The organism is Streptomyces sp. YGL11-2 (genome assembly GCF_050054615.1).
Taxonomy (GTDB): Bacteria; Actinomycetota; Actinomycetes; order Streptomycetales; family Streptomycetaceae; genus Streptomyces.
Genome location: NZ_JBNHIN010000005.1, coordinates 118836 through 143709 on the forward strand (window position 1 = coordinate 118836; position 24874 = coordinate 143709).

The window sequence follows — 24874 nt, forward strand, 5'->3', positions numbered from 1 at the left end:
GAGGGGGTGCCCCGGCCGGCCGCGCGCCGGTCGTGTGCTTCGGGTGTGTGCGGTGCCGGGGCGCTGCGCCCGACTACCGTGCGGTGCCGGTCAGATGTGCCCCATGCCGGCGCCCGCCTCGGCATTCGCGCCGCGCTTGGTGAAGACCGCGACGACGGCCGCGACGATCGCCACACCGCAGGCGACCGTGAAGGCCAGGCCCATGCCGGAGACGAAGGTGTGGTGGGCGACGGTGGTGATCTTCTGGGCGAACTCCGGCGGGGTGCCCTTCGGCACCGGCGCGATACCGGCCGAGACGGCGTCGGACACCTGGGACATCTTCTCGGGCGGCAGCGGCGGGAGGCCGGCCGCCTGCCACTTGCCCGGGAGCTGGTTGTCGACGCGGGAGGCCATCACCGCGCCGAGCACGGCCGTACCGAGGCTGCCGCCGACCTGCATGGCGGCCTGCTGGAGACCGCCGGCCACACCGGACAGCTCCAGCGGGGCGTTGCCGACGATGACCTCGGTGGCGCCGACCATGACGGGCGCGAGGCCCAGGCCGAGCAGGGCGAACCAGAGGGACATCGGGCCGGTGCCGGTGCTCGTGTCCAGACCGGACATGCCGTACATGGCGACGGCGGTGAAGACCATGCCGCCGACCAGCGGGATCCGGGGTCCGAACTTGGTGATCAGCGCGCCCGCGAGCGGCGAGCCGACGATCATCATGCCGGTCAGCGGCAGGAGGTGCAGACCGCTGTCGACGGGGCTCATGCCGTGGACGTTCTGGAGGTAGAACGTCACGAAGAACAGCCCGCCCATGAAGGCGAAGGCCATCAGCACCATGAGGACGGTGCCGGCGGTCAGCGGCACGGAGCGGAACATCCGCAGCGGGATCAGCGGCTCGCGGACCCTGGTCTCCAGGACGGCGAAGAGCGCGAAGAGGACGACCGCGGCGATCAGGAAGCCCCAGGTCTTCATGTCTCCCCAGCCCCAGTCCGTCGCCTTGATCAGCGGCCAGATGAGGCAGAACATCGCGCCGGACAGCAGCACGATGCCCGGGATGTCGAAGGAGCGGGGGGCGTTCTCCGCGCGGTGGTCCTTGAGGATCACCAGGCCGAGGACCAGGGCCAGCGCGCCGACCGGCACGTTGATGAAGAACACGGACTGCCAGTTGACGTGCTCGACCAGCAGTCCGCCGACTATCGGGCCGCCGGCGGTGGAGGCGCCGATGACCATGCCCCAGATGCCGATGGCCATGTTCAGATTCTCGGCCGGGAAGGTGGCGCGCAGCAGTCCCAGCGCGGCGGGCATCAGCAGCGCGCCGAACAGGCCCTGCAGCACGCGGAAGACGATGACCAGCGTGACCTGGCTGGAGAACCCGATGGCACCGGACGCGGCGGCGAAGCCGACGATGCCGATGAGGAAGGTCTGGCGGTGGCCGAAGCGGTCACCGAGCTTGCCCGCGGTGATCAGCGCGACGGCCAGCGCGAGCATGTAGCCGTTGGTGATCCACTGCACGTCGGCGAGCGACGCGCCGAGGTCCTCCTTGATGGCCGGGTTCGCGATGGCGACGATCGTGCCGTCGAGCGCCACCATCATGACGCCGATGGCGACGGAGAAGAGCGTCAGCCAGGGATGGCCCCGCAGCCCCTTTCGAGGCTCCGGTACGGGAAGTTCCGGTGCGACGTCGGCGACCGGGGTCTGTGAACTCATGTTTCGAGGCTAATGTCAGCCACTGACAATTGACAAAGTGATTCATGAGTCGGTAACTGTCATTTAGCTCACAGGTATTCTGAGCAGCAAGAACACCAGGGAAGGGCGGCGCAGGATGGCGACCCCGACGCCGCAGACGGCACCCACCGGCGGCCTGCGCGAACGCAAGAAGCAGCGCACCCGCGACGCCCTGATCCGTGCGGCGCTGGAGCTCTTCACGGAGCAGGGGTACGAGGCGACGACGATCGACGAGATCGCCGAGGCCGTGGACGTCTCCCAGCGCACGTTCTTCCGGTACTTCGCCAACAAGCAGGACGTCGCCTTCGCCGTCCAGGACATGGTCGAGGCCCGCTTCCTCAGCGAGCTGCGCGCCCGGCCCGAGGACGAGGCCCCGCTGACCGCGCTGCGCAGCGCCGTGATGCTGGCCTGGGACGACATCGGCGACGCCATCGCCTCGGTGATCCCGGTGGACCTGCACATGCGCTCGTACCAGATGATCGAGTCGACGCCCGCACTGGTCGCCGCGCATCTGCGCCGCTCGTCCGAACTGGAGGAGCAGATCGCCCAGTTGATCGCCCGGCGCGAGGGGCTGGACGTGGACACCGACCCCCGCCCGCGGGTGCTGGTCGCGGCGTTCAGCGGCGTGATGCGGGTGGCCGGGAAGGTCTGGGGCGAGGGCCAGGACTGCAGCGTGGCGGCGATCCGCGAGCTGACGCAGTCCTATCTGGACCACATCGGGCCGGCGATCGACGCCGACTGGCGAACCCGCTGAACACACCGCCCACCGGGCGCGAACACGCCCTCAACCTGGCGTAACAGCCTTTCTCCGGTGGGTGATCGGTTTATTGCCCATTGAGACGGACTCTGCACGAGTGAGCACCGATCAATGACATCGGATGTCCGTTTTGGTCGAAATACCCTCCACGAAACGTGAGATGCCTCACTGGACTCAGCAGGCACCCTCCCGCGTCTCCTAGGGTGGCCCGCGGTGACTTCTTTCCCGGGCCTCGGTCCCTCCTCCGGTTTCCTGCAGTCCACTGCCTGGCGTGCCTCGTTCGCCTTGGTGGTGGTGTTCGTGATGCTTGCCATGACCGGCTGGACGGCCATCAGAGGCACCAAGGACGACGCCAACCCCCTGGCCACGGCCAAGGCCGCCTGGCGGCACGCCACGATCCACGGACGGCCGCTGCCCGACCCGGACGGCGCGCCGGCCACCCTCCGCGCGTTCTTCGCCACGCTCGACCGGGCCGAGCGCCAGCAGCTCGCGGCCCGCTACCCGCTCGTCGTCGGCAACATGGGCGGCGCCCCCGTCGAGCTGCGCTACAGCGCCAACCGCAAAGCCATCGACGCCGCCCGCGCCGTCGAGAAACGACGCATGCGCGACCACCGGCTCACGCCGGTCGGCCGCCAGACAGCGGGCCAGCTGATGCACCGCCTCGAATCGCTGATGAGCGACGGCCGCCAGATCCTCGCCTTCGACCCGGCGGGCGACGGCCGGGCCGCGGAGGTCTTCGGCGACCTCACCACGGCCGACCGGGTCTCGGTGGTGGTGCCCGGTGTGGACACCAACCTGTCGACCTTCGAGCGCACCGCCAAGGCGACCGCCGCCCCCGTCGGCATGGCGCAGTCCCTCTACGACGCCGAGCACTCCGCCCGGCCGCAGGCCCGTACGGCGGTGATCGCCTGGGCCGACTACACCACGCCGGCGGGACTGGGCGTCGAGGCCGCCACCGGGCAGCTCGCCGAGGCCGGCGCGGTCCGGCTGCGCTCCCTGGTCGACTCCCTGCCGTCCGATGACTCCGTCTCGCTGTTCTGCCACAGCTACGGGTCCGTGGTGTGCGGCGTCGCGGCCCGGAGCCTGCCGGGCAACGTCACCGACATCGCGGTGGCGGGCAGCCCCGGCATGCGGGCCGGGAGCCTGTCCGGGCTGGGCACGCACGCCCGGGTCTGGGCGATGCGGGACGCCGACGACTGGATCCAGGACGTGCCGTACCTGGAGGTCGGCGGGCTCGGCCACGGCGCCGACCCGGTCGACCCGTCCTTCGGGGCGCGCATCCTGTCGGCCGCCGGCGCCGACGGGCACGCCGGCTACTTCGCTCCGGGCACCCGCAGCCTGCGCAACTTCGCGATGGTCGGCGTCGGTGCCCTCACGTCGGTGGAGTGCGCCTCCAGCGACTCCCACTGCGGCGCGGACCTGGCCTGACGGTCAGATGCGCGCAGCCGGTTGCCCGCAGGTACGGCCCGGCGCCCGGGGACGGGCCGCACCTGCGGGAACCGCGGCCGGTGCGGGTGACGTGAACAGAGCAAGGCGCCCGGCAGGTGACCGGGATGCCCGCGACGCGCGTAGCGCAGGTGTCCGGAAGGGGGACGGGCGGGCAACCACCCGCATACGATGAGCCACATGGGTGATGTGCTGGCCGGTTTTCACGCCGTCTGGGAGTTCGACACGGACTCCGTGCTCATCCGCTTCGAACGGGGGATCCGCAGGCCGAGGCTGTTCCAGGCGCTCGGCGAGCGACGCATCCCGTACGAGGCGCTGAAGTCCGTCGAGGTCTCCCAGGGCAGGCGCGGCGCGGTGGTGCTGCACGCCGTGCCGCGGCAGGGGGCCGACCCCCTGATGGAGGCCGCGGACGGACAGCTCAAGGAGGACGCCGACCCGTACCGGCTGGTGCTGCCGGCCGAGCGCGAGACGCTGGCCGAGTTCTACGCCGACGAGCTGCGCGCGGCGCTGGGGCCCGCGGCGAAGGAGCCCGCCGAGCGCCACCTCGTGGCCGCCCCGGAGCCTCCGCTGCACTTCAAGGCGTACGACGGCAAGGCGTCCTTCGACGGCCGGTCGGTCGCCTTCCGCTGGTTCTGGACGGGCGCGTCCTCGGCCAAGTGGAAGAGCGGCGACCAGACGTTCGCGGTCGACGAGCTGACCGGGGTGGAGTGGCGCTCGCCGGAGATCGTCAACGGCCATCTGCGGCTGCTGGAGCGCGGGGCCCGCGAGCCGGGGGCGGGCGAGGCCGACCAGGACCCGGCGGCGGTGGTCTTCGGGCTCGGTTACGGGCTGGTCCACGAGTCGCTGCCGTTCGCCGCCTCCGTGCTGGAGGCGGTACGCGCCGCCGAGGCGGCGCCGGACGTGCCGGAGCGCGAGCCGGTGCGCCGGGCCGGGGACACCCGCCGGGACCCTGCCGACATCGCGGACCGGATCCGGCATCTCGGGGAGCTGCACGAGGCGGGGCTGCTGACGGACGCCGAATTCAGCGCGAAGAAGGCGGAGTTGCTGGCGGAACTCTGAGGGGCGGGGGCTCCGGGAGGGCCGTGGCCGGGCCGGCCGGGCGGGCTGCGCGGGTCCCGGCCCGCCGGGTGGGCGTCATACCGTGGTACGGGCCGCAAGCCCGAACCCTGGTATGACGCCGGTGCGCGGGCGGTCCGCTTACATTGAACTCGCGATGTTCAAGCGACCCCCCACCCCAGAGCGCGAGCCGGCCGGCGACGGGCCCGAGCCGGTCCGCACCAAGGCGCTGCGCGCCGCCCGGCAGGCGGTGCGCATCCTCGCCGCCGAGCTCGGCACCCCGGCCGGTCCCGGCACCCCGCTGTTCGCCGGCGTGCAGAACCGCTGGCTGCGCCGTCTGCCGTACCTCGCCGCGTTCGTGTTCACGGTCTCCCTGCTGCCGTCGGGCGTGAACGTCCTCCACAACGACTACGGCATGAGCGGCGGCCTGGCGGGCGCGCTCGCCACCGCGCAGAGCGTGCCGCTGCTGCTCGCGGTGACCCGGCCGCTCCAGGCGTGGTGGGTGATCTTCGCGGCGGATCTCGTCGGTGCCGCGGCCCTGATCGGCACCGACGGGGTCGCCGGCCGCACCTGGCCCTGGCCGCCCACGGTGATCGTCGGCTATCTGGCGCTGATGCTGGCGCTGTCGCTGCGCGAGCGCCGGCGCACCCTGATCGCGGTCTGGCTGACGACCGGAGCCGCCGGGATCCTCGCCGAGACGATCGCGCCCGACAGGAGTCAGAGCACCTGGGTGCTGATGTTCGTCCTCGCCGGCGTGATGCTGCTGATGGGCGCCGCCCTGCGGGAACGCGGCGACGCCCAGCGGAAGTTGCAGGAGCAGGAGACCATCAGCGAGGCGGAGCGCGCCCGGCGCACGCTGCTGGAGGAGCGCACCCGTATCGCCCGTGAGCTGCACGATGTCGTCGCCCACCACATGTCGGTGATCACGGTCCAGGCCGACAGCGCCCCCTACCGCATCAGCGGGATACCCCAGGAGGCCCAGGAGGAGTTCGGGGCGATCGCCACCACCGCGCGCGAGTCGCTGGCGGAGATGCGCCGGCTGCTCGGGGTGCTGCGCAGCGAGGAGACGGAGCGGCAGGGCGGTCCGGAGAAGGCCCCGCAGCCCGGGATCGGCCAGCTGCCGAAACTGGTCGAGGCCACCGTACGGGCCGGTGTGCCGGTCGAGTTGGTGCTGCCGCAGGAGCCGGTGGTGCCGGAACCGGCGGTGGACCTGTCGGCATACCGCATCGTCCAGGAGGCGCTGGCCAATGTGGTGCGGCATGCGCCGGGCGCACAGACCCGGGTGTCGGTGACGACGACCGGGGACGGCGCACGGTTGACGGTACTGGTCGTCAACTCCCGGCCGCCGGTGCCGTCCGCGCCGTTGGAGACCAGCGGCACCGGGCACGGCCTGGTCGGCATGCGGGAGCGGGTGCGCCTGGTGGACGGCACACTCGACACCGGACCACTGCCCGACGGCGGCTTCCGGGTCGCCGCCCAACTCCCCCTCTCCGCGCCGCTCTCCGGGGCGGCTCCCCTCTCAGCGAAGGACTCCGACTCCCCATGACCACGCGAGTGATCATCGTCGACGACCAGGCCATGGTGCGGGCGGGGTTCGCCGCCCTGCTCGCCGCGCAGAGCGACATCGACGTGGTGGGTGACGCCCCGGACGGTGTGCAGGGCGTGGCGCTGAGCCGCCGGACGCACCCCGATGTGGTGCTGATGGACGTCCGGATGCCCGAGATGAACGGGCTGGAGGCGGCCCGTCAGCTGCTCGATCCGCCCATCGGCGCCACCCACCGCCCGAAGGTGCTGATGCTGACCACCTTCGACGTCGACGACTACGTCTATGAGGCGCTGCGGGCGGGCGCGTCCGGATTTCTGCTCAAGGACGCGCCGCCGGCCGACCTGATCTCCGCGGTGCGCGTGGTGGCGGCCGGCGAGGCGCTGCTCGCGCCGTCGGTGACCCGGCGCCTGATCGCCGATTTCGCCCGTCAGCGGCCGGCGCCCCGCAAGGACCGCGCCTCCCTGCGGCTGAACGGGCTGACGCCGCGGGAGACGGAGGTACTGGAGCTGATCGCCCGCGGCCTGTCCAACCAGGAGATCGCCGATGCCCTGATCCTCGCCGAGCAGACCGTGAAGACCCATATCGGCCGGGTGCTCGCCAAGTTGGAGCTGCGGGACCGCGCCCAGGCCGTGATCTTCGCGTACGAGTCGGGTCTGGTGGCACCCGGGGAGCGGTGACCGGGGCCTCCTCGGGGTAGCCCCACCCCGCCCCCCTGCCGGCCCCACCCCGCTCCTGGGGGCAGCCCCCGCGCTCTCCTCCGCGAGAACGAGAGCACGCCGGCACCCCCTACCCCGGTATCACCCGGGAGTTGACGCCCCGGTGTGACGTCACGTCATACACCGTCTTCCTACCTTTCCCTCCGCCACACCGCTGGAAGAGGGAGAGACCACCATGACCGTGCCGCGCAACGGCCTTCGGCGCAGCAAGCGGACCGTCGTCGCCGCCGCACTGGCGGCGGCCGTCGTCGCGGGTACCGGCGGATGGGCGGCCGGCACCGCGCAGACCGCGGTGACCGGGCCGGCGCCCGGGGCCGGCGCCTGGCGGGCCGACCACTCGCTGGGCGTGCGGCTGCCGGATCCGGCCACCGCGGAGCCCGCCGAGGTCGCCCGCTTCTTCGCCTCGCTGACCGGCCGCGAGCGGCAGTCGCTCGCCGCTCGACATCCGCTCACCGTCGGCAACCTCGACGGTGCGCCGGTCGCCCTGCGCTACGAGGCCAACGCCCGTGCGCTGCGCGCGGAGCGGGACCGCCAACTCGCCCTCGCCACCGACCCGGCCGGCACCCTCCAGGACCACCAGCAGGCCCGGAAGTCCGCCGACCGCTGCGCCGCGCTGCTCGCCCCCGGGCGCCACATCCTCGCCTTCGACCCGCGCGGACGCGGTCAAGTGGCCGAAGTGCACGGCGATTTGGCGACCGCCGAGCGGACCGCGGTGATCGTGCCCGGCTCGGACATCGACCTGGGGTCGTTCGACCGCGCGAAGGACCCGTACGGCACCCCGACCGGCATGGCCGCCTCGCTGCGCCGGCAGATGGCGGCGGATGCGCCCGGGACCCGCACGGCGGTGATCGCCTGGGTCGGCTACACCACCCCGGTCGGCCTCGGCCCGGACGCGGCCACCGGCCGGCTCGCCGAGGCCGGCGCGCCCCGGCTGGCCCGCCTCCTGTCCGGCCTCGCCGCCCTCAACACCCCGGCGCCGGCGGTGTTCTGCCACAGCTACGGATCGGTGGTCTGCGGGCTGGCCGCGCCGCGTCTGGAACGCGGTGAGATCGCCGACCTGGTGGTCTTCGGCTCGCCGGGGACGCGCCAGGACAACGTGGCGGAGCTGCGCACCCCGGCCCGGGTGTGGGCGGCGCGGGACGCCTCCGACTGGATCGGCGACGTCCCGAACGTCGAGCTGCTGGGCCTGGGGCACGGCACGGACCCCACCGATCCGGCGTTCGGCGCCCGCCGCGTCTCCGCCCAGCAGGCCAGGGGCCACACCGGATACCTCGCCCCCGGTACGGACTCCCTCCGCAACTTCGCGGCGATCGCGCTGGGCCGCTACGCCGAGGTGCGCTGACGGCGACCGGCCCGCCGCCGGGTGCCGCCCGCACCGCCCCCGCCAGCCGGCGGCTCCTCCCCCGCAGCCACCGCCATCCGGCACGCACCCCCGGTCGCCACGCCGCAGAACTCACCACCGGGCATGCGCGATCGGTCGCCCGGCATCCACCACTCACCCAGGGACGCCCCATGGACACCGCACCTCTCGTACGCCTCACCCGGACCGTGCGTACCGCCGTCCACGCCATCGAGGACCGCACCCCGGCGCACCGCGACCGCGCCGTCGACGGACTGCGCGCCCTCGCCCTGCTCTCCGTCCCCACCGGCCACTGGCTGCTCGGCGGCTTCACCCGGGATGCCGACGGCGCACTACACAACGCCAGCCCGCTGACCGCCTCCGGCTTCCTCGCGCCGGCGAGTTGGTTACTGCAGATGCTCGGCATCTTCTTCCTGGTCGGCGGCTATGCCTCGGTGCTGTCCCTGCGGCGCGCCACCGCGCGGGGCGATGCCACCGGCACCTGGCTGCGCGGCCGGATCATCCGGCTGGGCCGCCCGGTGCTGGGCGTCGCCGCCGTCTGGGCGGCGCTGCTACCGCTGCTGTACAGCCTGGGGGTGCCCGTCGCGACGCTGCGCACGGGGGCGACACTGGTGATCCAGCCACTCTGGTTCGTCGGGGTGTATGTGCTGGTCACCGCGCTCACGCCGTACTGTGCCCGCGCCGCCCGGCGGATGGGCGGCTGGGCCGCGGCGCCGCTGCTCGCGGCGGTCGCCGTCGTCGACTTCCTTCGGTACGGGCCGTACGCGGAGGCCATGCCGCCCTGGCTGAGCCTGCTCAATCTGCTGCCCGGCTGGATGTTCGCCTACCAGGTCGGCGTCTCCTGGGGAGAGCGGCGGCTCGGCAGGCGCGCCGCCTGGACGCTGCTGCTCGGCGGCGCCGCGCTGTTCGCCGCGCTGCTGCTGTTCTTCCACTACCCGGCGAGCATGGTCGGGGTCCCCGGACAGGACCGGACGAACTCCCACCCGCCGTCGCTGCTGGTCCTGGCGCTGGCCGCGGCGCAGTCCGGGGCCGCCATCCTGCTCCGCGACCGGCTGGCCGCGCTGCTGCGCCGGCCCGCGCTGTGGGCGCCGGTCGAGGTGATCAACCTCTGTGCGATGACGATCCTGTGCTGGCACCAGACCGCGATGTTCTCGGCGGCCGTGCCGTTCTCCCTCGCCGGCGCCGTACCGGGCCTGACCGTCGCCCCCGACTCGCCCGGCTGGATCCTGGCGCGGCTGGCCTGGTTGCCGGTCTTCGCCGTCCTGCTCGTCCTCATCGGGCGGGTCACCCGCCGCTTCGAGACACCGTGGACCGGCGTGGGGCGGGCCCGCCGGGCGGTCGCGGCGGTCCTGGCGGCCGGTTTCGCGGTGTTCGCGCTGGGGCTCGCGTAACCGCCCGGCGGACGCTCGGCCGCCGCCCTGCACCGCGCCTTCGGGTGCGTGGTCGGACCGATCACGCACCCGAAGGCACCGGGGCGCCGTACGGCGCCGGGGCCCGGGGCCGCCGAACACCCGGCGTCCGGCGGCCCGTTGGGGCCGCCGCGCCGACGCCGTGGTTCCCGGTCCGGTTACTCGCGGCCGGCCGACGTGAACGTCATGTCGGCGTACCGGTCCCCCGCCACCCGGCCCGCGATCGGCTCCAGCAGCGCCAGGGCCTGCTCGCCGAGCGCGAGCCGCGTGGCGCCGGTGTTCTCCTCGATCCGGCGGCGCTTGCTCGTGCCGGGGATCGGGACGACCGTCAGCCCGCGCGCGGCGGCCTGGTGGTGCACCCACGCCAGCGCGACCTGGCCGAGCGTCGCTCCATGGGCGTCCGCGATCTTCCGGACCGGTTCCAGCAGGGCGGCGTTGGCGGCGGCGTTGTCACCCGTGAAGCGGGGCTGTCGGCGGCGGAAGTCGTCCTCGCCCAGCTCCCTGTCGGCGTGCACGAAGGAGCCGGTCAGGAAGCCGCGGCCGAGCGGCGAGTACGGGACGAGGGCGACGCCGAGGCCGGCCGCGGCCGGGACCACGCCCTGCTCGATGTCGCGGCTGAAGAGCGACCACTCGGACTGGACCGCCGCGATCGGGTGCACGGCGTGTGCGGCACGCAGCTCGGAGGCGGTCACCTCGCTCAGCCCCAGATGCCTGACCTTGCCCTCGGTCACCAACTCCGCCATCGCGCCGACCGATTCCTCGATCGGGACGTTCACATCGCGGCGGTGCATGTAGTAGAGGTCGATCACGTCGACGCCGAGGCGCCGCAGGCTGGCCTCGACGGCCTGCCGGACGTAGGCGCGGTCGTTGCGGATGGCGCGGGTGTAGGGCTGGTCCGGATTGCTGACCAGCGCGAACTTGGTGGCCAGCACCACCTCGTCGCGGTGCGCCCGGATGAAGGGGGCGATGAACTTCTCGTTCTCGCCCGCGCCGTAGACATCGGCGGTGTCGTAGAGCGTGACGCCCAGTTCGAGGGCGCGCTCCAGGGTGGCCCGCGCCTCGTCGGCGTCGGTCGGCCCGTAGGCCCAGCTCATGCCCATGCAGCCGAGGCCCTGGACCCCCACCCGCGGGCCGCCGGTGCCCAGCTCAACCGTGTCGATCTTCTCGCTCCCCATGAGACCTCAGAACCCCTCGGACGCCCGCCGGGCGTCGGCATAGATGTCGATCTTGTAGTCGAGTACGTCGAGCGTGCTCTGCAGCTCGGCTATCCGCTGCCGTACGTCCTCGCGGTGCTCGGTCAGCAACCGCTCGCGCTCGGCGAAGGTGCTCTCGCCCGCCCGCACCAGCTCGGCGTAACGGACCATGTCGGCGACCGGCATGCCGGTCAGCCGCAGCTTGGCGACCAGATTCAGCCAGTCCAGATCGCGGTTGGTGAAGCGGCGCTGCCCCGTGTGCGTACGGTCCACATGCGGCATCAGGCCGATCCGCTCGTACCAGCGCAGGGTGTGCGCGCTCAGGCCGGTGTGCTCGGCCACCTCGCTGATCGTGTACCGGTCGTGGCCGGTGGGCCGCGGATGGGCGGGCGAGGTCGCGCACCCCTGCAGCGTCGCCGGCCGCGGCCGGGGGCAGGGCACCTCCGGCAGCCCCCTGGTCATGTGCGCGCCGCCGGTCATGGTCGCGCCGCCGGTCGCCGGTTCGCTCTGCGTCACGGTCATCCCGTGTCTCCCCCTCTTTGCCGGATGGCTCGTTCGTCCCCGGACACCGCGCCGGCGTCCGGACTCTGGTCGGATGCCTCTCGACCTCCCCAACGCTAGAGACCTGGAGTGCACTCCAAGCAAGCGCCGATCGCGGAGAGACTTGACCGGAATTTGAGGCCGCCAGGGCACCCCGTAGGCTCGGACCATGCAGAGCCTGCGGATGATCGAGAACTGGCCGGTGCCCACCGCCTCGGCTGCCGTCGTACGAGCCGACGGCTCGGTGGCCGGAGCGTACGGCCCGCTGGAGCACCGCTTCCCGCTGGCGTCGGTCACCAAGCCGCTGGCCGCCTACGCCGCGCTGCTCGCCGTCGAGGAGGGCGCCGTCGAACTGGACGAACCGGCCGGTCCCGAGGGTGCCACGGTCCGTCATCTGCTCGCCCACGCCTCGGGGCTGGCCTTCGACGAGCAGCGCGCGATGGCCGCGCCGGGCACCCGCCGGATATATTCCAACGCCGGTTTCGAGGCGCTCGGCGACCACATCGCCAAGGCGACCGACATCCCCTTCCCGCAGTATCTGCACGAGGCGGTGCTCGCGCCGCTCGGCATGACCGCGACGGACCTGACCGGCTCACCGGCCAAGGACGGCGTCTCCACGGTCGCGGACCTGATCCGCTTCGCGGCCGAACTCCAGGCGCCCCGGCTGCTCGCGCCGCAGACGCTCGCGGCGGCGACCGGGGTCGTCTTCCCGGGGCTCACCGGCGTGCTGCCGGGCTACGGCCACCAGAAGCCCAACGACTGGGGGCTGGGCTTCGAGATCCGCGACGGGAAGTCGCCGCACTGGACGGGCGCCGGCTCCTCGCCGCGCGCCTTCGGGCACTTCGGGCAGTCGGGGACGTTCCTGTGGGTGGACCCGGACGCGCGGGCCGCGTGCGTCGCGCTGACCGACCGGGACTTCGGGCCGTGGGCCATCGAGGCATGGCCGAAACTGACCGATGCGGTGCTGGCCGAACTGGCCGGCCGCTGACCGCTCCGGGGCCCGGTGCGGAGCGAGCGGCACCCGGCCCTCCCGAATGCCGCCCGCTCCCCTATCCGTACACGGGCTCCGGCCGCATCTCCCACACCAGGCACTCCGCCGCCGTCAGCCCCACCAGCTCCAGCCCTTCGGCGTCCGTGATCCGTGCCGCGTCGCCGGCCGCCAGGCGCTCCGCACCGAGCCGCACCGCGCCACGCACCACCTGCACGTACACCCGGGCGGCATCCGGGAGGGCGGTGCGCTCGCCGTCCGCGAGGCGGCGCACGTGCAGCATGGCGCCGGCCCGCGGAAGCGCGTACGGGGTGCCGTCGGCGATACCGCGGACCACCTCGTACGACGGGTCGCCCCCGTGGGAGAGCGGGGCCAGCCACATCTGGACGAAGCACAGCGGCTCCGCGCCGGAGTTGCGCTCGACGTGCCGCACGCCGCCGGCCGAGCTGAGCCGCTGGAGGTCGCCGGGGCGTACGGTCGTTTCGTGGCCCGCCGAATCGCGGTGGGTCAGTTCGCCCTCGACGACCCAGGTGACGATCTCGGTGTCCCGGTGCGGATGCTCGTCGAAGCCGGCGCCGGGCGCGAGGCGCTCCTCGTTGCAGGCGATCAGCGCTCCGAAACGCAGGTTGTCCGGGTCGTAGTGGGGCCCGAAGGAGAACGCGTGCAGCGACGTGATCCCGGCCTCCGCGTCGCCGCCCCGATAGCGTTCCTCACCTCTGCGCACCTGAATCATCGGCCCACCGTAGCCCCGCCGCCGCACCCCCTCATCCCGATAGGGCAGGCTTGTCCCGTGTCTGAACCCGCATCGCGCGACGCGCACCCGCACTCGGCGACCCTCCGGCGCCTGGAGAACTCGTCCGGCAAACTGGCGGCGGCGGCCATCTCCCGTATGGACGCCACGCTGCCGTGGTACCGCGCGATGCCCCCGGAGAACCGTTCCTGGATCGGGCTGGTCGCGCAGGCCGGTATCGCCGCCTTCACCGAGTGGTTCCGGCACCCCGAGACGCCGCAGGCGATCAGCACCGACGTCTTCGGCACGGCGCCGCGCGAGCTGACCCGGGCGATCACCCTGCGGCAGACCGTGGAGATGGTCCGCACGACGATCGAGGTCATGGAGGCCGCGATCGACGAGGTCGCGGCGCCGGGCGACGAGTCCGTGCTGCGCGAGGCGCTGCTGGTCTACGCCCGGGAGATCGCCTTCGCCACCGCCCAGGTCTACGCGCAGGCCGCCGAGGCGCGCGGCGCCTGGGACGCGCGGCTGGAGTCGCTGGTGGTCAACGCGGTGCTCTCCGGGGAGGCCGACGAGGGTGCGGTCTCGCGGGCCGCGGCGCTGGGCTGGAACGCGCCGGAGCATGTGTGCGTGGTGCTGGGCACCGCCCCGGACGGCGACAGCGAGCTGACCGTCGAGGCGATCCGGCGGGCCGCCCGGCACGCCAAACTCCAGGTGCTGACCGGGGTCCTGGGCAGCCGCCTGGTGGTGATCGCGGGCGGCTCGGACAACCCGCTCAAGGCCGCGAAGGCGCTGATCGGCCCCTATGCCGCGGGGCCCGTGGTGGCCGGCCCGGTGGTCTCCGACCTGCTCGCCGCGACCCGCTCGGCGCAGGCCGCGGCGGCCGGGCTGCGGGCCTGCGCCGCCTGGCCGGACGCCCCGCGGCCGGTGCTCGCCGACGATCTGCTGCCGGAGCGCGCGATGGCCTCGGACCCGGTCGCGCGCGAGCAGTTGGTGGAGGAGATCTACAGACCGCTGGAGGAGGCGGGGTCGGCTCTCCTGGAGACACTGAGCGTCTATCTGGAGCAGGCCAGCAGTCTGGAGGGCGCCGCGCGGATGTTGTTCGTCCACCCCAACACCGTGCGCTATCGGCTGCGTCGTGTGACGGACGTCACCGGCTGGTCACCGTCGGATGTGCGCTCGGCCTTTACGCTGCGTATCGCGCTGATTCTGGGGCGTCTGGCTGACGGTGAGGCGCAACCCTAGACTTTTGTCGAACACCAACAATTCCCCCGATGGTTCTTCGTCCCTGTCCCCACGGGCGGGCGGGACCTCCCCCAAGAGAGAGTGTGAGGGTGCTCGTACTCGTCGCTCCCGGCCAAGGCGCTCAGACGCCCGGCTTCCTGATCCCCTGGCTCGACCTCCCCGGAGTCGAGGACCGGCTCCGTGAGTGGTCCGACGCCATCGACCTGGACCTCGTCCACTACGGCACCAAGGCCACCGAAGACGAGATCCGCGACACCGCGGTCGCCCAGCCGCTGCTGGTGGCGGCCTCCCTGATCTCCGCGCGGCAGCTGTTCGCGACCGCCGACGACGTCGTCGCCACGGTGGGCGCGGCGGCCGGGCACAGCGTCGGCGAGCTGGCCGCCGCGGCACTGACCGGCACCGTCTCCGACGGCGCCGCGATGACCCTGGTGCGCCGCCGCGGGCAGGCCATGGCCGAGGCCGCCGCGACCACCGAGACCGGTATGGCGGCGCTGCTCGGCGGCGACGAGGCCGTCGTACTGCCCCACCTGGAGAAGCTGGGCCTGACGCCGGCGAACGTGAACGGCGCCGGCCAGATCGTGGCCGCGGGCACCGCCGAGCAGATCGCCGCGCTGGTCGAGAACAAGCCGGAAGGCACCCGCCGGGTCGTGCCGTTGAAGGTCGCCGGCGCGTTCCATACTCACCACATGGCACCCGCCGTTTCGGCCCTGGAGTCGGCCACCGCGGAGCTGACGGTCGCCGACCCGCTCACCCGTTACGTCTCCAACAAGGACGGACAGGTGGTCACTTCCGGCCGGGAACTGGCGCAGCGGCTGGTGGGCCAGGTTGCCAACCCGGTGCGCTGGGACCGGTGCATGGAGACCTTCAAGGAGCTCGGCGTCACCGCGCTGATCGAGGCGGCCCCGGGCGGCACGCTCACCGGCCTGGCCAAGCGCGCCCTGCCCGGCGTGAAGACGCTGGCCCTCAAGACGCCCGACGATCTCGATGCGGCCCGCGAGCTGATCGCCGCGGTATCGGCCGAATAGGAGTCCGAAGCGCATGACCTCGAAGATCAAGCCCTCCAAGGGCGCCCCGTACGCGCGCATCATGGGTGTCGGCGGCTACCGCCCGACCCGTGTCGTGCCCAACGAGGAGATCCTCAAGCACATCGACTCGTCCGACGAGTGGATCCGCTCGCGGTCGGGCATCGCCACGCGCCACTGGGCGGGCCCCGACGAGACCGTCGCGACGATGTCGGTCGAGGCGGCCGGCAAGGCCATCGCCGACGCCGGCATCACGCCCGAGCAGATCGACGCGGTGGTCGTCTCCACCGTCTCCCACTTCAAGCAGACCCCGGCCATCGCGACCGAGATCGCGCACCTGATCGGCGCGGGCAAGCCGGCCGCGTTCGACATCTCCGCCGGCTGCGCGGGCTTCGGCTACGGGCTGACGCTGGCCAAGGGCATGGTCACCGAGGGCTCCGCGAAGCACGTCCTGGTCATCGGCGTCGAGCGGCTCTCGGACCTGACGGACCTGGAGGACCGCGCGACGGCCTTCCTGTTCGGCGACGGCGCCGGCGCGGTGATCGTCGGCCCCGCCACCGAGCCCGCGATCGGCCCGACCGTGTGGGGCTCGGAGGGCGACAAGGCCGAGACCATCAAGCAGACCATCGCCTGGGACGCGTACCGCACCACGCCGGTGCCCGGCGGTGACAGCCCGGGGGAGCGCACCGCCCCCGAGGCGATCCGCTACCCCGCCATCACCCAGGAAGGCCAGGCGGTCTTCCGGTGGGCGGTGTTCGAGATGGCGAAGGTCGCCCAGCAGGCGCTCGACGCGGCCGGGGTCAGCCCGGACGACCTGGACGTCTTCATTCCGCATCAGGCCAACATGCGGATCATCGACTCGATGGTGAAGACTCTGAAGCTGCCGGAGAGCGTGACGGTCGCCCGCGATGTGGAGACCACCGGCAACACCTCGGCCGCCTCGATTCCGCTCGCCATGGAGCGGCTCCTGGCGACCGGTCAGGCCAAGAGCGGGGACACCGCGCTGGTCATCGGCTTCGGGGCGGGTCTCGTGTACGCCGCGACGGTCGTTACTCTCCCCTAGGCAAGATCTGCGCAGCACGGCACCAAGCAGTAAGTGTCGGTTGCTGTCCAGAGCTTCACCGCTTCACCGTAAAAAGCAGTTTCCCCCTAAAATGACCGAAGGAGCGCCATCATGGCCGCCACTCAGGAAGAGATCGTCAAGGGTCTCGCCGAGATCGTGAACGAGATCGCCGGCATCCCCACCGAGGACGTCCAGGTGGACAAGTCCTTCACCGACGACCTGGACGTTGACTCGCTGTCCATGGTCGAGGTCGTCGTCGCCGCCGAAGAGCGCTTCGACGTGAAGATCCCGGACGACGACGTCAAGAACCTCAAGACCGTCGGCGACGCGACCGACTACATCCTCAAGCACCAGTCCTGATCTGGCGCAGCGCATGTCGCCACCCCGCGGTGGCGCCGTCGATTCAGACCCCTCTACCCGTGGAGTAAGAATTCCCGTGAACGCGACCAATCGCACCGTGGTCGTCACCGGTATCGGCGCAACCACACCGCTGGGTGGCGACAGCGCTTCAACCTGGGAGGCCCTGCTCGCCGGCACGTCCGGTGTGGGCAGCCTCGACCAGGAGTGGGCAGCCGAACTGCCCGTCCGGATCGCCGCGCAGGCCGCCGTCGATCCGGCCGACGTCCTGCCCCGGGCCCAGGCCCGCAAGCTGGACCGCTCGGCGCAGTTCGCGCTGATCGCGGCCCGTGAAGCCTGGGCGGACGCCGGTTTCACCGCCAAGGCCGGCGAGCCGGACTCCGGCGCCGGCGCGGCCGGCTCGGTCAACCCGGACCGGCTGGGCACCGTCATCGCCTCCGGCATCGGCGGCGTGACCACCCTGCTCGGCCAGTACGACGTGCTCAAGGAGAAGGGCGTCCGCCGCGTCTCCCCGCACACCGTCCCGATGCTGATGCCGAACGGGCCGTCCGCCAACGTCGGCCTGGACGTCAACGCCCGCGCCGGTGTGCACACCCCGGTCAGCGCCTGCGCGTCCGGCTCCGAGGCCATCGGCTACGCCATCGAGATGATCCGTACGGGCCGTGCCGACATCGTCGTCGCGGGCGGCACGGAGGCGGCCATCCACCCGCTGCCGATCGCCGCGTTCGGCAACATGATGGCGATGTCGAAGAACAACGAGGACCCGCAGGGCGCCTCCCGCCCGTTCGACACCGAGCGCAACGGCTTCGTCCTCGGCGAGGGCGCCGGCGTGATCGTCCTGGAGTCGGCCGAGCACGCCGCCAAGCGCGGTGCCCGGGTCTACGCCGAGGCCGTCGGCCAGGGCATCTCCGCCGACAGCCACGACATCGTGCAGCCCGAGCCGTCCGGCAACGGCATCGCGCACGCGCTGCAGAACCTCCTCGACAGCAGCGACCTCGACCCGGCCGAGATCGTGCACGTCAACGCGCACGCCACCTCGACCCCGCAGGGCGACCTGGCCGAACTGAAGGCGCTGCGCAAGGTCTTCGGCGACGACGTCAACCACATGGCGGTCTCCGCGACCAAGTCGATGACCGGTCACCTCCTGGGTGGCGCGGGCGGCATCGAGACGGTCGCCTCGATCCTGGCGCTGTACCACCGGACGGCGCCGCCGACGATCAACATCGAGAACCTCGACCCGGAGGCGGACGCGGACATCGTCCGCGGCGAGCCCCGCGCGCTGCCGGCCGAGGGCCGGGTCGCGGCGCTGAACGACTCGTTCGGCTTCGGCGGCCACAACGTGGTGCTGGCGTTCCGCACGGTCTGACCCCGTAGTCAGCGGCGGGCCCGCCCGGTCACCGACCGGGCGGGCCCGCGCGTTTGCGGGCGGCTCCCGTCAGCCGTCGAAGCTGGCGAAGTACGCCGCCGAGCCGTCCTCGTCGCCGTGCCCCTGCTCCTCGGCGCGGCGGAAGCGCTCCGCGGCGCCGGCCACCAGGTCCACCCGTACGCCGGCCGCCCCGGCGGCCTCCGTGATGAGCCGGACGTCCTTGCGCGCCGCGGACACCGTGAAGCTCGCCGGGAAGTCCCCGGAGAGGATCATCTCCGCCTTCATCCGCAGATACGGCATGTCGAGCGCCCCGCCGGCGACCGTGGCCAGGAAGTCCCGGGGGTCGACACCGAGCCCCTCGGCGAGCGCCAGGGCCTCCCCCGTGCCGCTGATGACGGTGAGCACCCAGGTGTTGACGACGAGCTTGAGGCGGCTGGCGGCGCCGCCGGTACCATCCTCGCCGACCCACTGGGTGCGGCTGCCGACGATGTCGAAGACCCGCCCCGCGCGCTCCCGCAGCTCCTGCGGACCGGCGGCCAGGATGGTCAACTCGCCCTTTTCCGCAGGTGCCTTGGTGCCCACCACGGGGGCGTCGACGAACCGCAGGTCGTGCTCGGCGGCGAACCGGGCGAGCGGGACGAGCGCTTCGGGGCCCACGGTGCTCATCTGGAGCCAGAGGGTGCCGGGGGCGAGCCGCGGGGCGGCCTGCCGCAGGGCGTCCAGGACGGCGGGCCCGTCGAGCAGCATGGTGAGGACGACATCGGCGCCGTCCACCGCCTCCGCCGGGGTGTCGGTGATACGAGCCCCGTCGGCGGCCAGTGGCTCGGCCTTGGCGCGGGTGCGGTTCCAGGCGCGGACGTCCAGCCCGGCACGGGCGAGGTTGCGGGCCATCGCGGCGCCCATGATCCCGGTGCCGAGCACGGCGACTGACGATGCGTGGGAAGTGTTGTTGTCGGCCATGGCGGCACGCTAGGCCGTGGAGGGCGCTCGAAGGCAACCGCGGCCGGATGTCGCCGTCACACGACCTGATGGAGCCAGCGGACGGGCGCGCCCTCCCCGGCGTACCGGAAGGGCTCCAGTTCGTCGTCCCAGGGCTTGCCGAGCAGCTTGGCGACCTCGTCGGCCAGCTCGGTCTCACCGCGTGCGGAGCGGTCGGCGGCGGCGCGCAGCCGGTCCTCTGGGATGAGGATGTCGCCGTGGATGCCGGTGACCGCGTGGAAGATGCCCAGGTCGGGGGTGGAGCTGTAGCGCTCGCCCTCGGCGGTGGAGCAGGGCTCGGCGGTCACCTCGAAGCGGAGCAGGTGCCAGCCGCGCAGGGCGGAGGCGAGCTTGGAGGCGGTGCCGGCCTCGCCCTGCCAGGAGAACTCCGCTCTCCAGGTGCCGGGCGCCGCCGGCTGGCGGATCCAGTCGAGGTTGACGCGCACCCCGAGGACGCCCGCCACTGCCCATTCGACGTGCGGGCACAGCGCGCGCGGAGCGGAGTGGACGTACAGAACTCCACGTGTCGTCACCGGGACCTCCCGTGCGGTTCGAGGTTCGCCTTCCCCAGCGGCCTCGTGCCCGTTCCGGTTACGGCCGGGACAGTTGCCGACATTCTGCCCCAGTGATCACTTCGGCACCAGCATGCCAGGTGACCTACAGTAAACACCATTGGGCGGAATTTGCCGCAAAAGGGACAGGAAATGACGTGATGTCATTTGCCTGCACCGACTGCACTTGCCACTTTGGGTCACAGACCGGCAGTTACAGGGCAAAGCTACCGCGCGGCACCGGACGGCAAGTGACGTACCGTCGGTACCGGAAGAGATATCACTCGCACGCCGGAGGGGACAGGGGATGACGACGATCAATCGGCCCGTTCGCCCTCGGCGTCACCGCCTCGCGGCCCGCGCGGGGCTGGCCGCGGGCACCGCCACCGCGCTGCTGGCCGTGCTCACCGGCTGTGCCGGCGACGGCGGTTCCGGCACCGCGCACGGCGGGGCGAAGACCAAGCACCCCGCCACGAAACCGGCACCCGCATGGCGCACGGCCCTCCACTCGATCGCCGCCCTCGGCGACTCCATCACCGTCGGCTTCGACGCCTGCACGGTGCTCTCCGAGTGCCCCGAGGTCTCCTGGGCCACCGGCACCGACCCCAGGGTCGACAGCCTCGCCCGGCGGCTGGTGAAGGCGAACCCCGCCGCGCACAGCTGGAACTACGCCCGGACCGGCGCCCTGATGAGCGATCTGCCGGAGCAGATCACCGAGGCCGCCGCGCGCCGGCCCGAGCTGGTCACGGTCCTGATCGGCGCCAATGACGCCTGCCGAAGCGACGTACGGGCGATGACCTCCCCGGACGCCTTCCGCGCCGGATTCGAGCGGTCCATGAAGACGTTGCGGCGGGCCTTGCCGCACACCCAGGTGTATGTCGCCGCGGTGCCCGATCTGCTGCGGCTGTGGTCCGAGGGGCGCAAGAACCCGCTCGGCAAACAGGTGTGGAAGCTGGGCATCTGCGGGTCGATGCTGCGCGACCCGGACGATCTGACGAAGCCGGCGCAGGAGCGGCGGAACGGGGTCCGGGAGCGGGTCATGGCGTACAACGAGGCACTGTCGGAGGTCTGCGCCCGGGACGCGCTGTGCCGGTTCGACCGGTCGGTCTTCGACTACCGCTTCACCGAGCGGCAGTTGAGCACCTGGGACTGGTTCCACCCGGGCGCCCGCGGCCAGCAGCAACTGGCGGAGCTGGCGTTCCGGACGATCACCCGCCGGGAGAACGCGTGAGGCACGCGGCGCCCCCAGGGGCATCCGTGAGACGTCAGGGATACCCCTAGGGGCACCGTGGCGCAGGTCATACCGTGCGGGGACGGGGAAGGTCATACCGTGCGGCGACGAACTCGGGCCTCGGGGACGGAACGATGAGGGGTGAGCGGTTCCGGCGTGGTCCGCGCCGCTCCGTTGTGTTCCGACCTGTTCGTCACCTGTCCCGGGGGAAAACACCATGGCCCGTCTCCGCGCCTCTCATCTCGTGCTGCCGAGCGCGGCACTGACCGTCCTGATGACCGGCTGCTCGCTGACGATCGGACCGCCGAAGACCGCGGAGCGGACGTACGGCGTGGACGCCAAGGTCGGCGCACTGTCGGCGACGACCCACGGTGGGGACATCGAGATCGTGCCGATCGACGCCGGCGGATCGGTCAAAGTGACGGAGAAGTACAAGTACAACGGGCAGAAGCCCGCCCCCACCCACACGGTCAAGGACGGCACGCTGACGCTGACGGCCGAGGACTGCCCGGAGACCGGCCGCCGCTGCGAGGTGAGCTACCGCGTGCTGCTGCCGCGCAGCGCCTCGGTCGATCTGCACACCAGCGGCGGGGACATCACCGTCCACGGCGCCTCGGGCGGCATCAGCGCGGAGACCAGCGGCGGCGACATCACCGTCGCCGACTCCACGGCCCGTACGGCGAAGGTGAAGACCAGCGGCGGGGATGTGGATCTCGCGCTGGCCGCGGTGCCCGACGAGGTGTCGGGGCGGACCAGCGGAGGCAATGTCACCGTCCGGCTGCCGAAGGGCTCGTACGCGGTCCAGGCGGTGACGAGCGGCGGGACCCGCAAGGTCTCCGTCCCGACGGATCCCGGCTCGGAGCACAAAATATCGGCGCGGACGAGCGGCGGCGACGTGTCGGTCCTCAGCCAGAAGTGACCTGCGCCACCAGCCGGATGTCGTCGATGCTGTGCGCCGCCTCGACGGTGTAGACGCCCGGGACCCGGCACCAGCGGCCCTCCGGTTCCGACCAGACCTCGAAGGCGCGGGCCGGCAGGGGGATTTCGGTCTCGGTGCTCTCACCGGGGCCCGCCTCGACGGCGGCGAAGCCGGCCAGCCAGCGGTCCGGGCGCTCGGGCGCGCCGGAGGCAGCGCCGGCTGTGGGGGCGAGGTAGATCTGGACGACCTCGCGGCCGGTGCGCCGGCCGGTGTTGCGCAGCCGGACCCGGACCGAGTCGAGGGTGGTGTCCAGGGACTCGTACTCCCAGTCGGTGTAGCCGAGCCCGTGGCCGAAGGCGTACGCGGGCGCCACGGCGGACCGCTGCCAGGCCCGGTAGCCGATGAACAGCCCCTCCTCGTACGGAAGTCGGCCGTCGGCCGGGGTGACGGTGGTGACCGGGGCGTCGGCGAAGCGGGCGGGCCAGGTGGTGGGGAGCCGGCCGCCGGGTTCGTGCGAGCCGAGCAGGACGTCCGCCAGCGCGGCGCCCGCTTCCTGGCCGGGGAACCAGCTCAGCAGCACCGCGGGGACCTGTTTCCGCCACGGCAGCTCCACCGGCGAGCCGGCGTTGACGACCACGACGGTGCGGGGGTTGGCGGCGGCGACCCGGGTGACCAGCTCGTCCTGGCGGCCCGGCAGCGTCAGGTCCGTGCGATCGAAGCCCTCCGACTCCACCTCCTCCGTCGTCGCGACGACGACGATCGCGGCATCGGCACCGGCCGCCGCGCGGACCGCCTCCTCGATCTCGGCGTCGGCGGCGAGCTGCGGCTCGCGGTGCCCGAGCGCGAAGTTCAGAACGTCCAAGCCCTCCCCCAGGCCGAGGGCGCGGGGCACGAACCGCAGGGTGAGCGGCACGGTCCGGCCGGCCGTCAGCTCCGCGGTGACCCGGTGCTCCACGGGGTGCATGAACGCCTCGAACGGATCGCCGCCCGTCGGCGCGCACTGGTCGTCGAAGAGCACCGCGCCGTCGACGGTCAGCCGGAGGCGGCCGGTGCCCGAGACGGCCAGGGTGTGGCCGCCGGTGCGCTGCGGGGTGTAGCTGCCGGTGAGTTCGACGGCGTGCAGGCGCTGCCGGGTGACGCCGTCGGGGAGGCTGCCCATCACCTGGACCTGTCCGTCGAACTGCGCGTTCTCGGCCAGCAGTTGTCCGTCGGCAGCCAGGTAGCGGGCACGCAGGGCGAAGCCGTCACGGGCGTACGGGACCCGGGTGCGTGGGTCGGCGCCGGTCGCGAAGGTGACCTCCACGCCGTCGGGGAGCGCGGCCCGCAGTCCGGCGAGTGGGGAGACGATCTGCTCGGGGAAGACGGTGGCGGAGCCGCCGCCGAGCACCCGGGCGTCGCGGGCAGCCGCCCCGATGACGGCGATGCGGCGCATGGCGGAGGCGTCGAGGGGAAGAGCACGGCCGGTACGGCCTGCCGGGTCGGCGCCCTGCGCCGCGCCGCCCGCCGGCTCGCCGGCCAACTGCCCGTCGCCGACGGGCTCGTTGCGCAGCAGTACGACCGCGCGGCGGGCGAGGTCGCGGGCCACGGCCCGGCCGTCGATGCCCTGCGGCACGTCGACCGGCGGCACGGCGGGTGGTGCCCCGTCCAGGCAGCCGGTGCGGGCGGCGAGCAGCAGCACCCGTCGGACCGCGTCGTCGACCTCCGACTCCGCGACCTCGCCCGCGCGGACGGCCGCCGCGAGCGGGGCGCCGAAGACCGTGCGGGGCCCAGGCATCGCCACGTCCAGGCCGCCGCGCAGCGCGCGTACGGTGTGCCGGGCCGCCGTCCAGTCGGAGACGTTGCAGCCGTCGAAGCCCCATTCGCCGCGCAGCACTTCGGCGACGAGCGGGCGGTGTTCGGTCATCGTCGCGCCGTTGACCTGGTTGTAGGCGGTCATGATCCCCCAGGGGCGGGCGGTCTTGACGATGTGCTCGAAGGGGGCGAGATACAGCTCGCGCAGCGGGCGCGGGGCGATGCGGTTGTCGACCGTGAAGCGGTCGGTCTCGGCGTCGTTGCCGACGAAGTGCTTGACCGTCGTACCGACCCCGCCCTCCTGCACTCCCCGCACATATCCGGCGCCGATCACGCCGGTCAGCAGGGGGTCTTCCGAGTAGCACTCGAAGTGCCGCCCGCCGAGCGGCGAGCGGTGCAGGTTGACGGTCGGCGCCAGGAGGACATGGACGCCCTTGCGGCGGGCCTCCTGGGCGAGCAGTTGGCCGGCGCGGCGGGCGAGTTCGGGGTCCCAGGTGGCCGCCAGGGCCGTGGGGCTGGGCAGGGCGATCGACGGGTCCTCGGCGCTCCACTGCCCGCCCCGGACGCCGATCGGGCCGTCCGACATCACCAGCGACCGCAGCCCGATCGCGGGCACGGCGGGCAGGGTCCACATGTCCTGGCCGGACAGCAGCCGGGCCTTGGTGTCCAGGTCGAGAGCGTCGAGCGCCCGCTCCACCACGGCGGAGTAGTCGTGGGGCCGGGGGTGGCTGCGGTGGGTATGGGGCTGGTCGGTCATCTGCGGCGCTCCCTTGACTGGACGTGCGGGCCCCCTGGCCGAATTCTTACCTCCCTACCGTGCACACGGTAAGGATCGTTATCAGTACGTTATCGATAGGGGGTGTGGAGCGCTGAGGACATAGGCGGGAGAGTTACGCTCGG

At 72.6% G+C, this 24874-nt stretch carries 22 protein-coding genes; 15 read left to right on the forward strand and 7 right to left on the reverse strand.

From position 1 onward, the window contains the following. Nucleotides 1–90: 90 nt before the first annotated feature. Nucleotides 91–1692 (reverse strand): MFS transporter, encoded by a 1602-nt coding sequence (locus tag ACO1BR_RS08290; protein WP_426794373.1) that lies wholly within the window; start codon nucleotides 1690–1692, stop codon nucleotides 91–93. A 115-nt stretch (nucleotides 1693–1807) separates the two neighbouring features. Between ACO1BR_RS08290 and ACO1BR_RS08295 the strand changes: the two genes are divergently transcribed. From ACO1BR_RS08295 to ACO1BR_RS08325, 7 genes are all read left to right on the forward strand, one after another. Beyond that, nucleotides 1808–2464, forward strand: a complete 657-nt coding sequence (locus tag ACO1BR_RS08295) for a TetR family transcriptional regulator (RefSeq protein ID WP_426794374.1) — start codon at nucleotides 1808–1810, stop codon at nucleotides 2462–2464. Nucleotides 2465–2680: 216 nt separating this feature from the next. Then, nucleotides 2681–3895 carry an alpha/beta hydrolase gene (locus tag ACO1BR_RS08300; RefSeq protein ID WP_426794375.1) on the forward strand — a complete coding sequence of 405 codons (1215 nt, stop codon included), beginning with the start codon at nucleotides 2681–2683 and terminating at the stop codon, nucleotides 3893–3895. 198 nt (nucleotides 3896–4093) lie between these two features. Continuing rightward, entirely contained in the window at nucleotides 4094–4972 is an 879-nt protein-coding gene (locus tag ACO1BR_RS08305) for a DUF4429 domain-containing protein (RefSeq protein ID WP_426794376.1), read from the forward strand. 154 nt (nucleotides 4973–5126) lie between these two features. Beyond that, nucleotides 5127–6515: a sensor histidine kinase gene (locus tag ACO1BR_RS08310; RefSeq protein WP_426794377.1), complete on the forward strand. Its 1389-nt coding sequence runs from the start codon at nucleotides 5127–5129 to the stop codon at nucleotides 6513–6515. After that, nucleotides 6512–7192: a response regulator gene (locus ACO1BR_RS08315; protein WP_426794378.1), complete on the forward strand. Its 681-nt coding sequence runs from the start codon at nucleotides 6512–6514 to the stop codon at nucleotides 7190–7192. Before ACO1BR_RS08310 ends, ACO1BR_RS08315 begins: the two co-directional genes overlap by 4 nt. Nucleotides 7193–7406: 214 nt before the next feature. Further along, a complete protein-coding gene (locus ACO1BR_RS08320; RefSeq protein ID WP_426794379.1) occupies nucleotides 7407–8573 on the forward strand; it encodes an alpha/beta hydrolase in 1167 nt (388 codons plus the stop codon). A gap of 170 nt (nucleotides 8574–8743) precedes the next feature. Continuing rightward, complete coding sequence (locus ACO1BR_RS08325; protein WP_426794380.1) at nucleotides 8744–9982, forward strand: acyltransferase family protein; 1239 nt, start codon at nucleotides 8744–8746, stop codon at nucleotides 9980–9982. 176 nt (nucleotides 9983–10158) lie between these two features. Here ACO1BR_RS08325 and ACO1BR_RS08330 read toward each other — a convergent pair whose 3' ends face one another. Further along, the gene (locus ACO1BR_RS08330) at nucleotides 10159–11175 is read right to left on the reverse strand and encodes an aldo/keto reductase (protein ID WP_426794381.1); all 1017 of its coding nucleotides are present in this window, start codon (nucleotides 11173–11175) and stop codon (nucleotides 10159–10161) included. A gap of 6 nt (nucleotides 11176–11181) precedes the next feature. Continuing rightward, entirely contained in the window at nucleotides 11182–11715 is a 534-nt protein-coding gene (locus ACO1BR_RS08335; protein WP_426794382.1) for a MerR family transcriptional regulator, read from the reverse strand. Between the two features lie 187 nt (nucleotides 11716–11902). Here ACO1BR_RS08335 and ACO1BR_RS08340 point away from each other — a divergent pair, with 187 nt between their 5' ends. Next, nucleotides 11903–12721, forward strand: coding sequence for a serine hydrolase domain-containing protein (locus ACO1BR_RS08340; protein ID WP_426794383.1), 819 nt, complete (start codon nucleotides 11903–11905; stop codon nucleotides 12719–12721). Nucleotides 12722–12782: 61 nt separating this feature from the next. On the opposite strand, the gene ACO1BR_RS08345 is transcribed toward ACO1BR_RS08340, so the two are convergent. Next, entirely contained in the window at nucleotides 12783–13454 is a 672-nt protein-coding gene (locus tag ACO1BR_RS08345) for a pirin family protein (RefSeq protein WP_426794384.1), read from the reverse strand. A 57-nt stretch (nucleotides 13455–13511) separates the two neighbouring features. On the opposite strand from ACO1BR_RS08345, the gene ACO1BR_RS08350 reads away from it, so the two are divergent. From ACO1BR_RS08350 to ACO1BR_RS08370, 5 genes are all read left to right on the forward strand, one after another. Next, on the forward strand, nucleotides 13512–14696 hold the full coding sequence (locus ACO1BR_RS08350; RefSeq protein ID WP_426794385.1) for a PucR family transcriptional regulator: 1185 nt from the start codon (nucleotides 13512–13514) through the stop codon (nucleotides 14694–14696). An 89-nt stretch (nucleotides 14697–14785) separates the two neighbouring features. Continuing rightward, complete coding sequence (locus tag ACO1BR_RS08355; RefSeq protein ID WP_426794386.1) at nucleotides 14786–15721, forward strand: ACP S-malonyltransferase; 936 nt, start codon at nucleotides 14786–14788, stop codon at nucleotides 15719–15721. Nucleotides 15722–15734: 13 nt separating this feature from the next. After that, entirely contained in the window at nucleotides 15735–16781 is a 1047-nt protein-coding gene (locus ACO1BR_RS08360) for a ketoacyl-ACP synthase III (RefSeq protein WP_426794387.1), read from the forward strand. Between the two features lie 111 nt (nucleotides 16782–16892). After that, entirely contained in the window at nucleotides 16893–17141 is a 249-nt protein-coding gene (locus ACO1BR_RS08365) for an acyl carrier protein (protein ID WP_016572342.1), read from the forward strand. A gap of 76 nt (nucleotides 17142–17217) precedes the next feature. Next, nucleotides 17218–18504: a beta-ketoacyl-[acyl-carrier-protein] synthase family protein gene (locus tag ACO1BR_RS08370; protein WP_426794388.1), complete on the forward strand. Its 1287-nt coding sequence runs from the start codon at nucleotides 17218–17220 to the stop codon at nucleotides 18502–18504. A gap of 69 nt (nucleotides 18505–18573) precedes the next feature. Here the strand turns inward: ACO1BR_RS08370 and ACO1BR_RS08375 are convergent, their stop codons facing one another. Next, nucleotides 18574–19464, reverse strand: a complete 891-nt coding sequence (locus tag ACO1BR_RS08375) for an NAD(P)-dependent oxidoreductase (RefSeq protein ID WP_426794389.1) — start codon at nucleotides 19462–19464, stop codon at nucleotides 18574–18576. Nucleotides 19465–19520: 56 nt separating this feature from the next. Continuing rightward, on the reverse strand, nucleotides 19521–20015 hold the full coding sequence (locus ACO1BR_RS08380) for a DUF3145 domain-containing protein (protein ID WP_043264207.1): 495 nt from the start codon (nucleotides 20013–20015) through the stop codon (nucleotides 19521–19523). A gap of 325 nt (nucleotides 20016–20340) precedes the next feature. Here ACO1BR_RS08380 and ACO1BR_RS08385 point away from each other — a divergent pair, with 325 nt between their 5' ends. Beyond that, on the forward strand, nucleotides 20341–21264 hold the full coding sequence (locus tag ACO1BR_RS08385) for an SGNH/GDSL hydrolase family protein (protein ID WP_426794390.1): 924 nt from the start codon (nucleotides 20341–20343) through the stop codon (nucleotides 21262–21264). 217 nt (nucleotides 21265–21481) lie between these two features. Continuing rightward, nucleotides 21482–22183, forward strand: a complete 702-nt coding sequence (locus ACO1BR_RS08390) for a DUF4097 family beta strand repeat-containing protein (RefSeq protein WP_426794391.1) — start codon at nucleotides 21482–21484, stop codon at nucleotides 22181–22183. Here ACO1BR_RS08390 and ACO1BR_RS08395 read toward each other — a convergent pair. Then, the gene (locus ACO1BR_RS08395; RefSeq protein ID WP_426794392.1) at nucleotides 22170–24731 is read right to left on the reverse strand and encodes a beta-glucosidase; all 2562 of its coding nucleotides are present in this window, start codon (nucleotides 24729–24731) and stop codon (nucleotides 22170–22172) included. The genes ACO1BR_RS08390 and ACO1BR_RS08395 overlap by 14 nt on opposite strands. Between the last annotated feature and the right edge of the window lie 143 nt (nucleotides 24732–24874).

Excerpts from the sequence above, each read along its gene's own strand:
- ACO1BR_RS08340 (WP_426794383.1), top strand. The coding sequence starts at position 11,903 with ATGCAGAGCCTGCGGATGATCGAGAACTGGCCGGTGCCCACCGCCTCG.
- ACO1BR_RS08320 (WP_426794379.1), top strand. The coding sequence starts at position 7,407 with ATGACCGTGCCGCGCAACGGCCTTCGGCGCAGCAAGCGGACCGTCGTC.
- ACO1BR_RS08385 (WP_426794390.1), top strand. The coding sequence starts at position 20,341 with ATGACGACGATCAATCGGCCCGTTCGCCCTCGGCGTCACCGCCTCGCG.
- ACO1BR_RS08290 (WP_426794373.1), bottom strand. The coding sequence starts at position 1,692 with ATGAGTTCACAGACCCCGGTCGCCGACGTCGCACCGGAACTTCCCGTA.
- ACO1BR_RS08345 (WP_426794384.1), bottom strand. The coding sequence starts at position 13,454 with ATGATTCAGGTGCGCAGAGGTGAGGAACGCTATCGGGGCGGCGACGCG.
- ACO1BR_RS08305 (WP_426794376.1), top strand. The coding sequence starts at position 4,094 with ATGGGTGATGTGCTGGCCGGTTTTCACGCCGTCTGGGAGTTCGACACG.
- ACO1BR_RS08390 (WP_426794391.1), top strand. The coding sequence starts at position 21,482 with ATGGCCCGTCTCCGCGCCTCTCATCTCGTGCTGCCGAGCGCGGCACTG.
- ACO1BR_RS08360 (WP_426794387.1), top strand. The coding sequence starts at position 15,735 with ATGACCTCGAAGATCAAGCCCTCCAAGGGCGCCCCGTACGCGCGCATC.
- ACO1BR_RS08365 (WP_016572342.1), top strand. The coding sequence starts at position 16,893 with ATGGCCGCCACTCAGGAAGAGATCGTCAAGGGTCTCGCCGAGATCGTG.
- ACO1BR_RS08330 (WP_426794381.1), bottom strand. The coding sequence starts at position 11,175 with ATGGGGAGCGAGAAGATCGACACGGTTGAGCTGGGCACCGGCGGCCCG.
- ACO1BR_RS08310 (WP_426794377.1), top strand. The coding sequence starts at position 5,127 with ATGTTCAAGCGACCCCCCACCCCAGAGCGCGAGCCGGCCGGCGACGGG.
- ACO1BR_RS08335 (WP_426794382.1), bottom strand. The coding sequence starts at position 11,715 with ATGACCGTGACGCAGAGCGAACCGGCGACCGGCGGCGCGACCATGACC.
- ACO1BR_RS08325 (WP_426794380.1), top strand. The coding sequence starts at position 8,744 with ATGGACACCGCACCTCTCGTACGCCTCACCCGGACCGTGCGTACCGCC.
- ACO1BR_RS08295 (WP_426794374.1), top strand. The coding sequence starts at position 1,808 with ATGGCGACCCCGACGCCGCAGACGGCACCCACCGGCGGCCTGCGCGAA.
- ACO1BR_RS08395 (WP_426794392.1), bottom strand. The coding sequence starts at position 24,731 with ATGACCGACCAGCCCCATACCCACCGCAGCCACCCCCGGCCCCACGAC.
- ACO1BR_RS08315 (WP_426794378.1), top strand. The coding sequence starts at position 6,512 with ATGACCACGCGAGTGATCATCGTCGACGACCAGGCCATGGTGCGGGCG.
- ACO1BR_RS08375 (WP_426794389.1), bottom strand. The coding sequence starts at position 19,464 with ATGGCCGACAACAACACTTCCCACGCATCGTCAGTCGCCGTGCTCGGC.